Annotated in this window: 8 protein-coding genes; 6 read left to right on the plus strand and 2 right to left on the minus strand. The window is 64.7% G+C overall.

What is annotated here, in order from left to right:
• Window positions 1–345 precede the first annotated feature (345 nt).
• Window positions 346–711, plus strand: coding sequence for a hypothetical protein (locus N8H74_RS28530; RefSeq protein WP_262152025.1), 366 nt, complete (start codon window positions 346–348; stop codon window positions 709–711).
• A 486-nt stretch (window positions 712–1197) separates the two neighbouring features.
• Here N8H74_RS28530 and N8H74_RS28535 read toward each other — a convergent pair whose 3' ends face one another.
• Together N8H74_RS28535 and gspG are read right to left on the minus strand one after the other, a co-directional pair.
• Window positions 1198–2385: a type II secretion system F family protein gene (locus tag N8H74_RS28535; protein ID WP_262152027.1), complete on the minus strand. Its 1188-nt coding sequence runs from the start codon at window positions 2383–2385 to the stop codon at window positions 1198–1200.
• A gap of 14 nt (window positions 2386–2399) precedes the next feature.
• On the minus strand, window positions 2400–2828 hold the full coding sequence (gene gspG, locus N8H74_RS28540; protein WP_217834738.1) for a type II secretion system major pseudopilin GspG: 429 nt from the start codon (window positions 2826–2828) through the stop codon (window positions 2400–2402).
• A gap of 202 nt (window positions 2829–3030) precedes the next feature.
• Between gspG and N8H74_RS28545 the strand changes: the two genes are divergently transcribed.
• The 5 genes from N8H74_RS28545 to N8H74_RS28565 all read left to right on the plus strand — a co-directional run bounded on the left by N8H74_RS28545 (window position 3031) and on the right by N8H74_RS28565 (window position 13007).
• On the plus strand, window positions 3031–3657 hold the full coding sequence (locus N8H74_RS28545) for a lytic transglycosylase domain-containing protein (protein ID WP_217834739.1): 627 nt from the start codon (window positions 3031–3033) through the stop codon (window positions 3655–3657).
• Window positions 3658–3847: 190 nt separating this feature from the next.
• Window positions 3848–9685: a manganese-oxidizing multicopper oxidase MnxG gene (gene mnxG, locus N8H74_RS28550; RefSeq protein WP_262152030.1), complete on the plus strand. Its 5838-nt coding sequence runs from the start codon at window positions 3848–3850 to the stop codon at window positions 9683–9685.
• An 88-nt stretch (window positions 9686–9773) separates the two neighbouring features.
• Window positions 9774–11726, plus strand: a complete 1953-nt coding sequence (locus tag N8H74_RS28555; protein WP_262152032.1) for a YncE family protein — start codon at window positions 9774–9776, stop codon at window positions 11724–11726.
• A gap of 13 nt (window positions 11727–11739) precedes the next feature.
• A complete protein-coding gene (locus tag N8H74_RS28560) occupies window positions 11740–12390 on the plus strand; it encodes an SCO family protein (protein ID WP_262152034.1) in 651 nt (216 codons plus the stop codon).
• On the plus strand, window positions 12387–13007 hold the full coding sequence (locus N8H74_RS28565) for an SCO family protein (protein ID WP_262152036.1): 621 nt from the start codon (window positions 12387–12389) through the stop codon (window positions 13005–13007). Before N8H74_RS28560 ends, N8H74_RS28565 begins: the two co-directional genes overlap by 4 nt.
• The last annotated feature ends 8 nt before the right edge of the window (window positions 13008–13015 follow it).

Raw genomic sequence — 13015 nt, forward strand, 5'->3', positions numbered from 1 at the left:
GCCTGCCGAAGGGGCCGGCACGGCAAGATCAAAAGCGGTACTCGAGCTAACGCTCATTGTGTTGAGTGGTGAGAAGCAGAGGCGGACGGTTTTTGCTTTGGCTTTTGCTTTTCTGTGGGATTGGGCTTGCCCGTGAAGGCGGCCTTCGGGCCGGCCTGGTTTTGGCGGGTGTATATGTTCTTTACTGCCGCTATGGCCAGTTCCATCTCCCTCCGGGCGGTCCGACGTTTCGGGAGGGTTAGGGTGAGGGCTGCGATCTGAAGTCTGCTGAAAAACCGCCTGAATCCACGATGGCGGCCTGGCAGCCGGCCTCAGTCCTGTGAGAGCCGGCTTGCAGTGTGTCAGGTGTGGTCAGTTGGCGCGTTTGTCGTCGCCAGGCTCGCCGCCGACATGGACGCCGCGATCATCGCCCGGTTCGCCTGCGGCATGCAGGCCTCGGTCATCACCGATTTCACCGGCGCGATGCACGCCGCGGTCATCACCGATTTCACCAGCGCGATGGACGCCGTGGTCATCGCCGATTTCGCCAGCCCGATGTACGCCGTGGTCATCACCGATTTCACCAGCGCGATGCACGCCGTGGTCATCGCCGATTTCGCCAGCACGATGTACGCCGTGGTCATCGCCGATTTCACCGGCCCGATGCACGCCATGGTCATCCCCCGGTTCGGCGTGGGTGCCGTTGCGTCCCGAGGAGGCGCTGGGGCCTGAGTTTGCGGAGCCGTGGCCGCTGTTGCCGCTGGCGCTGTGACCGCCGCTGTCGCCATGGCTGCTGCCACCACCGGCGCCGCTGCCGCCGTGACTGCCGCCATTGCCCCCACCACCACTTCCACCACCACTACCGCCGCCTCCTCCGCCTCCGTTGCCACCACCTCCGCCTCCGTTGCCACCACCTCCGCCTCCGTTGCCACCACCTCCGCCTCCATTGCCGCCACCACCGCCGCTGCCACCTCCGCCATTTCCTCCATGGCCGCCGCCTCCACCTCCGCTACCTCCGCCGCCACTACCTCCTTCCTTGGCCTGAACGCTGGACATTCCCGAAAGGTTGTCCGGAATCAATACGGTAGACGCCGACAGGACTGCGCCGATGGCCATTGCGAGCATGAGCTTTTGAATGTGCATATCGTTCTCCGTCTTTGTTGTATTGGTTGGGAACGTGGATTGCGTGGTTGCCGTTGATCCGACCCGTTCCCGAGGTCAGTGGATGCTTGAAGCGAGTTCGAAGATCGGGATGTACATCAGGATCACGATCACCCCGATGAGCAGGCCGATGAAGGTCATGAGCAGTGGTTCGAACAGGCGCACGAACCACTCGATCCAGCGGCTTATTTCTTCGTCGTAGAAATCGGCGCTGCGTTCCATCATCTGGCCGAGGTTGCCGGACTGTTCGCCGGCCCGCAGCAGGCGCAGGGACACGGGCGTCACCAGACGATTGAGTTCCAGCGCGGTGGACAGCGATTGCCCCTCGCGCACCCGCTCGCAGGCCTGGTCCAGGCGTACCCGCGAGGCCGGGGTGAGCAGGTTGCGCACCATGCCCATGGCGGTCACCAGCGGAATCCCGCCTTGCAGCAGGATGCCCAGTGAGCGGTAGAACCGTGCCAGTTCATACATGAAGATCCTCTGGTGTACGGCGGGCAGCTTTTCCACCAGCCGATCCAGCGCCCGACGAAACGCCGGTTGTTTTTGCAGCACGGCGAGGGCGACGATCAGGGCCGCCAGCCCGCCGAAAAACTCGGCCTGATGAGCGTGCAGGAACATGCCGCTGCTCATCAGGATCTGCGACAGCCAGGGCAGGTTCGAGCCCAGGCCTTCGAACACCAGGCTGAAGCGTGGCACCACGTACCCCATCAGAAACAGCACCACGCCACCGCCGACCACCAGCAACAGCAGCGGGTAGATCGAGGCGCTGACGATCTTCTGCCGCACCTCGTCCATGCGCTGGCGATAGCTGACGTAACGGCCCAGCGCATCGCCGACCGCGCCGGTTTTCTCGCTGGACTGTACCAGCGCGACATACAAGGGTGGGAAAACCGCCGACAACTGGCCCAGCGCCTGGGAGAAGGACTTGCCCTCATAGAGCAGGCGCACCAGTTCGCTGAGGGTCTTGCGCGCGGCCGGTGCGGTCTCTTTTTCCGCCAGGCTTTCCAGGGCATCGATCAGCGGCAGGCCGGCGTTGAGCAGGGTGGTCAGCTCCTGGCTGAACAGCACCAGATTGAAGGTTTCGCGCTGGCGCAGGCGCAGCGAGCGCCAGTGCTTTTCGGCGTGCAGACTGACCACGCGCAGGCCCTGGTCTTCGGCGATCCGCCGGGCCTCGCTATCGCCCGGCGCCTCGACGCTCAGCGACACCACCCCGGCCTTGCCCACTGCCTTCAGATGAAAACGCATGCGCTGTGCTCCGCTTATTGCCAGTTGGTGACTTCGGCGTTTTCGCCTTCACCGCCGGGCTGGCCGTCCTTGCCCATCGACAGCAAGTCGTACTCGCTGTTCTCGCCGGGGTAGCGGTAGGTGTAGTTGCGGCCCCAAGGGTCCTGCGGCAGTTTTTTCTGCAAGTACGGGCCGGTCCATTTCGCTTCGTCGCTCGGTGCGGTGACCAGTGCTTGCAAGCCCTGTTCGGTGGACGGGTAGTGGCCGACTTCCAGGCGATACAGATCCAGTGCCTTGCTCAAGCCTTCGATCTGCGCCTTGGCGACCTTCACTTCGGAACGTCCCAACTGGGCGAAATATTTCGGCGCGACGATCCCGGCCAACAGGCCGAGGACCACCAACACCACCAGCAATTCGAGCAAGGTGAAACCCCGTTGGGCACGCGGACGAAAATGCGCCTTCATGATGACCTCCCGTGAGTGGCAGTCGTGTCTCCCGAGGGCTTATGCAATTGCCATGCTCACCCACCACTCAAACCCGGTCATCTGCCTGAACCCCTTGTATTACGGGCTTGGCGCGAGTCGGCACAGTGCTTGCGTACGGCTCAATCACGACGGGTCAGTGGGGCATTTCCCCCAATTTTTCGGGCCGGTCAGGGGAGGCGCAATGCTCAATCCAATCAGGCTCAAACCCATCTGTGCAGGACTGCTGGGCTGCATGCTGTTGACCGGCATCGCCGAGGCCGATGTGTTCGTTTCCGTGGACGCCAAGGGCGGCTACGTACTGTCCAACGTCCACCGCCCCGGACGCACCTACGAACGGGTGATTCACGAACCGCAAATGCCGGTGGTGAGCCTCGATCAACAACCACAAATGATCGCCAGGCAACCCTACGCCGAACTGGTCTCGGCGGCGGCTTCGGCCAACCATTTGCCCGAGGCGCTGCTGCACGCGGTGATCAACGCCGAATCGAACTACAACCCCGGCGCCACCTCACCCAAGGGCGCGGGTGGGCTGATGCAGCTGATGCCCGACACTGCGCGAGAGTTGGGGGTGACCGACGTCTACGACCCCCGGGCCAATATCCAGGGCGGCGCCCGCTACCTGAAACGCCTGATGACCCTGTTCGACAACGACATCGCCCTGGCTGTGGCGGCGTACAACGCCGGGCCGGAAGCGGTGCTCAGCCGTGGCCGGGTGATCCCGCCGTTCGCCGAAACTCAGCGCTATGTGCCCAGCGTCCTGCGCCAGTACCGACGCTTGCAAGGCCTGGCGGCGGATGCGCCGTTGTAGTCCCCAACCCGGTTTTCCCCAACATCGGGGCAAACGAAAACCGGGGAAACGGGTGGGGAATACTCCCCAACGCTTCAAGTCGCCGATGTAACCGGTTGATAGATAGCGAATTTTTTTGTGGCACGCGGATTGCTCCAAGGGGTTTGTCGAGAATCATTCCCTGTGAGCACCCACTACGAGGTTTCCGATCATGGTTGGCATTCACCACGTACCGTCCCTGTTGAACTGGCTGGTTTTGCTGGCCTCCATGCTCAGCGTCGAGATCGCCAGCGCGGCTGTGCGCTGTGAGCGCAATCTGGTGGCCAACGTCGTGGCGTTCGATCAGCCGCTGATGTTCAACCGCCTCGGTGCGCAGAACGCCAACGGCATGATGTACGCCCTGCGCCGTGATGTGGTCGATGACCATGACGTGTCGCTGGCCCACGGTGGCGCGGCGGTGCCGGGCAAGGTTTCGCTGCGGGCCGACAAGCGTCCACGGCCGCTGGTGCTGCGGGTGGCCGCCGGTGATTGCCTGACCATCAACCTGCAGAACCTGCTCGATTATCAGGCCAACCCGAACAAGCATTTCGAGAACGAAGGCGAAGAGGAAGAGGGCATCGAGAATGCCAACGCCGCCGAAGACTTCAAGGTCGACGAGCAAGTCGCCGATCGTCATGTCGGGTTTCAGGTCAACGGCCTGCAAGCGGTGAACAGCATCGATGACATCTCCTCGTTCACCGGACGCAACGCCAACAGCCTGGTGCCGCCGGGAGCCAGCCGCTCCTACGTGCTGTACGCCGAGCGCGAGGGCGCGTTTGCGGTCAGCAGTCGCGGCGCGACCTTCGGCGGGGAAGGGGCGGCCGGCAACGTTGCCAATGGCCTGTTCGGCCAGGTCGTCGTGCTGCCCAAAGGTGGCCGTACCTATCGCAACACCCTCACCGAAGAAGAAATGCGCCTGGCCACCACGGGCCGCACCCCCGCCGGACAACCCATCGTCGACTACCAGGCCCGCTACCCGCAACGCGAGCCGTGGCTGCGTGAAGGCAAGGCCGGCACGCCGATCATCAGCATGGTCGACGGCAGCGAAATCATCTCCAGCGAAAGCGATGCCATCGTGATGGGCAGCAACGCCGACGGCAGTTTCCCGCCCAGCACCTATGCCCTGGAGTCGGTCGGCAAACGCAACCCGGCGATTCCCAACCGGCTGGAACCGTTCCGCGATTTCGCCTCGCAATTCCAGGATGAAACCGCCGCGACCCAGGCGTTTCCCGCCTACTGGGCCGACCCGGTCATGGCCCATGTGCTGGAGCCGACCCGCGATTCGTTCATGATCAACTACGGCTCCGGCGGCATGGGCGCCGAAGTGGTCGCCAACCGTTTGGGCGTGGGGCCGATGCACGATTGCCTGTCCTGCGCCTATGAAGAATTCTTCCTCAGCTCGCACACCGTCGGTGACGTGGCGATGCTGGTGGACGTGCCGGCCAACACCGGGCTTGAGAACATCGCCCCCGGCCAGACACCCCGCGCCGACCAGATCGGCGTCAAAGCGACCATGGCCCTGTATCCGTCGGAGCCGTCGAACGTCAACCACAGCTACATCGGTGACTTCGTCAAATTCCGCAACACCCACAACGGCCACGAGCAGCACATTTTCCACCTGCACGGCCACCAGTGGCTGTTCAACCCCAACGATGACAACTCCGATTACGTCGACGCCCAGGGCATCGGGCCGGGCGCCGGCTACACCTATGAAATCGCCAACGGCGGCTCGGGCAACCGCAACCGGGTTGCGGGCGATGCGATCTATCACTGCCACTTCTATCCGCACTTCGCCCAGGGCATGTGGGCCATGTGGCGGGTGCATGATGTGTTCGAGGAGGGCACCCGACTGGAGGTGTCCGCGCAAGGCGCCGACGGTTATCACAGCGAACCGTATGCCCTGCGCAGTGGTAAACCGGCGGCCGGCGCTCGGGCCTTGCCGGACGGCGAAATCATTGCCGGCACGCCGATTCCCGCCGTCGTGCCGCTGCCCGGCAAAGCCATGGCACCGATGCCCGGCAAAGTCGTGGTGGTGCCGAAAGTCGGCGAAACCCTGGTCGCCGGCAACGATGACGACGAGGACGAAGAAGAGGCTGACGACGACGGCGAACACCACGGCGGCAACGCCGGTTCAGGCGCGATCGGCTCGCTGGCACTGGTGGATCGCAGCGAAGCCAACCGCAACGCCGACGGCACCCTGAAAAACCCGGGTTACCCATTCTGGATCGGCGGCATGGAAAGTTCGGTCGGCCAACGTCCGCCAACCCCACCGCTGGACATGCTCGACGCCGCCACCGCGCAGGCGCTCAAATCCAGCGGCAAGGCGCTGTGGGCCAACCTCGACCCGGCGCAGTCCGGCGGTTGGGACGGCGGTTTGCAGCGTCACGCCCTGGACGGCGTCTCCGCCGGTGGCGAGGCGCATACCGTGACCACTTCGCTGGACTTCTCCAAGGAAGTCACCCGCGCCAAACCGATTTACCTGCCGGAAGAGGGCACGGAAGTCGAACAGGCGGCGATGGCGTTCCACGCGAAAAAGGATCACCCAAGCTTTGCCTTGCTGCCCGGCAGTCAGATCGTCGCGCGCAACTTCCGCACCAACGGCGCCTTGCCGATGGCCGGTGCGCCGTACTACGAACCGTGCATGGACGACCGGCAAAAACGCCTGACCGCCAGCGCCGGCAGCGGTGAGTTCAACAGTGGTGAGCGTATCGACGGCCTGTCGTTCGTCGGCGCCTCGACCTTCACCGCCGACCGTCCACGGATCTACAAAGCCGCCAACATCCAGTTCGACGCGGTGTACAACAAGGCCGGTTATCACTTCCCGCAGGCGCGCATCCTCGCGTTGTGGGAAGACGCCTGGCCGGTGATCACCAAGCAGCGTCCGCCAGAGCCGCTGGTGATGCGCATGAACACCTTCGACTGCGTGCAATACCAGCAAACCAACCTGGTGCCGGCCGTCTACGAGATGGACGACTATCAGGTGCGCACCCCGACCGACGTAATCGGCCAGCACATTCACCTGCCGAAATGGGACCTGACCTCCGCCGACGGCTCCTCCAACGGCTGGAACTATGAGGACGGCGTGCTCTCCCCAGGTGCGGTGCAGGAGCGCATTCATGCGATCCGCGAGTTCAACCAGTGCGCAGGCACCGACCCGCGTGACGGCACCCAGGCCTGCCCGAAAGCCAAGGCGCATCCGTTCTTCGGTCAATACGGGCGCAGCGACTGGATGGGCGCGCGCACCGCGATGCAGCGCTGGTTCGTCGACCCGGTCGTCAACATCAAAGGCGTGGATCGCGGCCTCGGCACGATCTTCACCCACGACCACCTCGGCCCATCGACCCACCAACAGATCGGTCTCTACGCCACGGTGCTGGCGGAACCGGCCGGTTCCACCTGGTTCCACGCCGAAACCGGCGCGCCGTTGTACAGCGGTGCGCGTCAGGACGGCGGGCCGACATCGTGGCAAGCGGTGATCAATACCGGCGACCTCGACGGCGACGGCAAGAACGACAGCTTCCGTGAGTTCTTCCTCGAGTACAGCGACTTCCAGCACGCCTATGAGGCCGGCGTGTATGTCGGTGCCGGGCCGAATGGCGTGCCCAATCCGCAAGCCTTCCCGGCCACTGCCGACAGCTTCCGCTACGCGATCAACCCGCCGGTGCGCAACAACGCCAGCAGCCTGCTCGAAGGTGTGCTGGAAGTGCAGGGCGGTCAGGTGCCCGGCTGCCCGAGCCGGCCATGCCCGCAAGCGATTTCCGTGGATGACCCAGGCATGTTCGTCGTCAACTATCGCAACGAGCCGCTGGCCCTGCGCGTCTACGACCCGAACAAGGTCGGCCCGGACGGCAAGCGCGGCATGCAGGCCGACGGCCTCGGCGGCGACCTCGCGTATGCCATGCAAAGCCGTACCGACCGGGCGATCCCGGCGATGAACCTGGCGCCGAACCTGGTGACCTCGGCCACCGGCCCGACCGGCGGCACCACGCTGTTCCCGCCGCACATCAACACCGGCGGCAGCGAGGCAGGTGATCCGTTCACCCCGATGCTGCGTACTTACACCGGCGACAACGTGCGGCTGCGGGTACATGCCGGCGGCCACGAAGAAGAACACAACGTCACCCTGCACGGCGTGAAGTGGCTGCAAAGCGGTTCCGGCTTCGGCAACAGCTCCAACTCGGGCTGGCGCGCGTCGCAGATGATCGGCATCTCCGAGCAGATGGGCTTCATCGCGCCGGTGTCGATGCTCTCCAGCTCCGCCGCGACCACGGGTGACTACCTGTACTCGATGGACGCCTCGATCGAAGGCTACTGGAGCGGAATCTGGGGGGTGATGCGCAACTACACGGCCAAACGCAATGATCTGTTCGCCATCCCCAACAACCCGAGTCCGGCGGGCATGCGCAACACCGTGGCGTTCGAGGGCAGTTGCCCACGGATCAGCGCCAACCCCAACGGTATCGGCACCCGGCCGACGGTGCAGCGCAACTATGACGTGGTGGCGGCGCTGGCCAACGACATCCTCGGCAACACGCTGGGCCTGACCCTCGGCGATCCTGCCGGGCTCGGCCAGCATGTCGGCGGGCCGTTGAATCCGGCGGGCGGCACCCTGGTGCTGAACTCGCGGACGGTGAGCATTCCGCAAGTCACCGTGACCGATCCGGAGGATGGTGAAACCATCACCATCGGCGGGCAGAGCGGGCCGCTGCATGATCCGACCGCGATCCTGTACGTGCGCAAGTCCGACCTCGATCCGGTCACCGGCAAGCTCAAACCCGGTGTGCCCGTCGAACCGCTGGTGCTGCGTGCGGCGGCCGGGGACTGCATCAACATCACCCTGGAAAACCGTCTGCCGAGCGTGATGCCCGACCTGACGCAAACCGCCGTGATGCAAGGCATCGTCAAGCGTGACCGCAACAGCGGCCTGGGCTCGACCACCTTCAGCAACAACCTGATGCGGCCGTCCAGCCACGTTGGCCTGCACGCGCAACTGCTGGCCTACGACATCACCAAGTCCGACGGCGCCAACGTCGGTGCCAACCCGATCCAGACCGTGCCGCCACGGGTGGGCAACAGCGGCGCGTACCCGACCCGTACCTATCAGTACTACGCCGGGCACCTGGAGCGTGAAGGCAAACCGGTGACCCAACTGGGCCGCAGCGTCGACAACATCAACGCCACGGCGGTGGAGTTCGGCGGCTTGAACATCACTCCGGCGGACGTCATCAAGCAGCCGCAAAAAGGCCTGGGCGGAGCGATGAGCATCCTGCCGGCCGGCGCCACCTGGGTCGACGATGTGCGCAAGGTCAACGCCACGGTCACCGCGCCGGGGCAAACGCCTTACCGCGACTTCGCGATGGTCTGGCACAAGGCGCTGAACACCCGTTGGGCCAATGGCCGGCCGGTGGAAGGCATCGCGGCCGAAGGCTTTGGTGTGCCGACCGACCCGCAGGACAACTCGAGCATGGCGATCAACTACAAGACCGAGCCGCTGTGGTATCGCTTCGGCCTCGCCCCGGATGCGCCGTTCGGGCATGCCGACGGCGCCGGTTACGGCGACATGACCAACGCGCACATGGCCTACAGCAACGCGCTGGTGGGGGGCGATCCACAGACGCCGGTGCTGTATGCCAAACCGGGGCAGCCGTTCCGGACCCACATCCTGATGCCGACCGGTGGCAGCCGTGGCACCACGTTCCAGCTCGACGGGCATGTGTGGTCGGTCAATCCGTTCCTGGCCGAGAAGAGCGACACCGGTGGTTATCCGATGGGGGCGCCGGGGGTGGGTTCGGTGCGCTTCGGCTACAACCCGATGTCGATGTACATCGGCGCCCACGAGAGCGTCCTGCCGGCCGCGCACTTCAGCTTCATGATCCCGAGCGCCGGGGGCAGCAACGCGATAGCGGGGGACTACCTGTTCCGCGACTACGCCGCCTACGGCAACACTTCGGGCCTGTGGGGATTGTTGCGGGTGACCAACGAGCCGGAGCCGGCCCCGCAGGGCCAGTGATTGAAAGGCAAGCCCCCTTGTGGGAGCGGGCTGATGTTTCCCTCATGGGGGCGGTGATGTCGGGCACAGGTTTGAAGGGGAGAGCGGTATGAACAGGATCATCAGAATCAGCGCCGGTGTACTGCTGGTGGCGGGCGCGCTGATCAGCTTCGGCGTCTGGCGCACGGCGCCGTCGGCGATGCTCAGCGAGGTCGCGCTGCCGGACACCTGGAGTGGCCAGACCCTGGCCCGCGATGGCGTCAACGTGGCGTTCCAGCTCAAGCCGCTGGCCAGTGACGGCAAACTGCGTGAGGGCGAGTTCGCCGACGTGCAGTTCCGCGTCACCGATAGCGCGTCCGGCCAGCCGTTGTCCGGTGTGGCACCGGGGGCGTGGATCGATCCGCAAACGCTCGCCGCTGACCAGGCCCAGGGGCGCGACAAAAGCTGCAAGTCCCGGGTCGGCACGTTCCTCAAGTCGAATATCGGCGCCCGGCCGCTGCTCGACCTCAACAGCTATTTCCTGCTGGTGATGAACCGCGATGCGAGCATTGCGGTGGTCGACCCGTCGGTGTCGGTCGGCGGGATCACCAGCACCCTGGCGCGGATTGAACTCAAGCAACCGCCGATGGATTGGGTCACGCCCAAAGACAACAAGCGCGTGTTCGTGTCGATGCCCGCCGCCGGGGAAGTGGCGGTGATCGACAGCGAGCAATTCACGGTCATCGACGCGGTCGCCGCCGGCAGCCAACCGGTGCGCGTGGCGCTGCAACCGGACGAACGCCTGCTGTGGGTCGGCAACAACGCGACCCAGGCTGAAGAGTCCGGGGTGACGGTGATCGACACCCAGAGCCTGAAACCTCTCAAACATCTGGCGACCGGGCGCGGGCACCACGAAATCAGCTTCAGCAAGGACAGCCGTTTCGCCTTCGTCAGCAATCGCGACGACGGCACCCTGAGCGTCATCGACGTCGCCAGCCTGAATATCCTGCGGCAACTCAAGACCGGCAGCAGCCCGCTGTCGGTGGCCTATTCGCCGCTGTCCGGCGCGGTGTACGTGGCCGATGGCCGGGACGGCAGCGTCACCGTGATCGATGCGATCAGCCACGCGGTACGGCGGGTGATCAAACTGCAACAGGGCCTCGGCCCGATGGGCTTCAGCGCTGACGGCCGCTTCGGCGTCGTGCTCAACACCGTGGAGAACCGCGCCACGGTGATCGACGCCGCCAACGACGCGGCGATCCACGACCTCGACGTCTCCGCTGAACCCTACCAGGTGGTGTTCACCAAGGCCTACGCCTACGTGCGCGGGCTGGCCTCGCCGAAAGTCACCATGATCAACCTCGCGTCCCTCGGCGAAGGTCGCCAGCCGATCAGCCAGGGTTTCGAGGCCGGGCCGCAGCCGCCACGGCTGGCCGGGGATCTGCCGCTGGCCTCGAGCCTGGCGGTGTCGCGGGACGACAACGCGGTGTTCGTGGTCAACCCGGTGGACAACACCACCTACTTCTACGCCGAAGGCATGAACGCGCCGATGTCCGGCTACCCCAACCGTGGGCAGATCGCCCGCGCGGCCATGGTCATCGACCGCAGCCTGCGCGAGGTGTCGCCGGGGCTCTACAGCACGCGGGTGAAGCTGCCGCCGGCCGGGACGTTCGACGTGGCGTTCCTGCTCAATCAACCGAACATCATTCATTGCTTCACCGCGCAGATCGAGGACGACGGCAAGCCGCAAAAGCACGTTGGCAAGCCGAAGGTCGAGTTCCTGCTGGACAAGACCGCCGTGGCGCTCAACGACCCCTACGTGGTGCGCTTTCGCATCGTCCAGGGCAAACAGAGGCTGCAACGCAGCGGCGTCAAGGACGTGCAGTTGCGCTACTTCCTCGCTCCGACCTCGCGTCCCCGTGAAGTGGCGGCGCTGGAAGTGGCGGACGGCGTGTATGAGGCGCCGGTGACCCTCGACCGCAGCGGTGCCTGGTATCTGCACGTGCGCGCGGCCTCGCTGGGTGCCGGTTTCGATGACCAGACCTTTGCCAGTGTCCGGGTAACCCCCGACCCGACTCGTTGAAGAGGAATTCGCCATGAACCGATTTGCATCTCGCGGCCTGCTGACCCTGTGCCTGCTGACCGTCGGCATCCATCAGGCCCAGGCCCATTCGGTGGACGAACACGCCGGACACAAGGCCCCCGTCGCCAACACCCAGGAGCACGCCCAGGTCAAATTCGCCAACGTGCCGCTGCTCGATGAGAACGGCAAGACCGTGCGCCTGGAGCAGGACCTGGTGCAAGGCAAGATCGTGGTCATGGGCTTCATTTACACCAGTTGCACCACGGTGTGCCCGGTGGTGTCGTCGATCATGGGCAAGGTGCAGACCGCGCTCGGCTCGCGGGTGGGCAAGGAAGTGCAACTGGTGTCGATCAGCATCGACCCGCAGCGCGACGACCCGAAGCGCCTGCGCGACTATGCCCGGGCGTTCCAGAAAGGCCCGGGCTGGAGCTGGATCACCGGCTCGCCGCAATCGATCAACGAAACCCTCAAGGGCCTCGGCAGCTTCAGCGGTGACTTCAAGAATCACCAGCCGCTGATCCTCGTCGGCGACGGCAACAGCCGCCACTGGACCCGTTACTACGGCTTCACCGACCCGGCGCTACTGACCAAGGAAGTCGAGAAACTCAGCGGCCTGCGCACCCACGCCAAACACACCGCGATTGCCATGGAGCAACAGCCATGAGAGCGCTTCTGCTGATCTTCCTGACCCTGTGTTTCTGCGTCATCAGCCTGCTGGCGATCGCCCATGAGGGTCACCAGCAACAGGCGCCAGTGGTGGCTGCGGCGCAACCGGCCACGGGCACCCACGACGCAAAAACCTGGTTCACCGACACCCCGTTGCAGGATCAGAACGGCGACACCCTGCGTTTCTACAGCGATGCGCTGCATAACCGGGTGGTGCTGCTCAACGTGATCTTCACCAGTTGCAATGACGCCTGCCCGCTGATTACCCGCAAGCTCAAGGAAGTCCGCGAGTTGCTGGGCGACAAGGCCGAGGGCATCACCTTTATTTCCCTTACCAGTGATCCGCTGCGCGATACACCGGCGGTGCTCAAGGCTTACACCTTGAAGCAGGGGGCCGATGACCCCCACTGGTTTTTTCTGACCGGCGACAAGGCGCAGATGGATCTGGTACTCGGTCGTATCGGCCAGATCGTGCCCACTCCCGAACAACACTCGACCCAGTTGATCGTCGGCGATGTCGCCAACAAACGCTGGAGCAAGATTCGCCCCGATGCTCCGGCCGCCGCCATTGCCCAGCGCTTGCAGTTGCTGACAATGCCCGTGGCCGGTCGCTGAGCTTCGGT

It is taken from the genome of Pseudomonas sp. B2M1-30, assembly GCF_025447575.1.
Lineage (GTDB): Bacteria > Pseudomonadota > Gammaproteobacteria > Pseudomonadales > Pseudomonadaceae > Aquipseudomonas > Aquipseudomonas botevensis.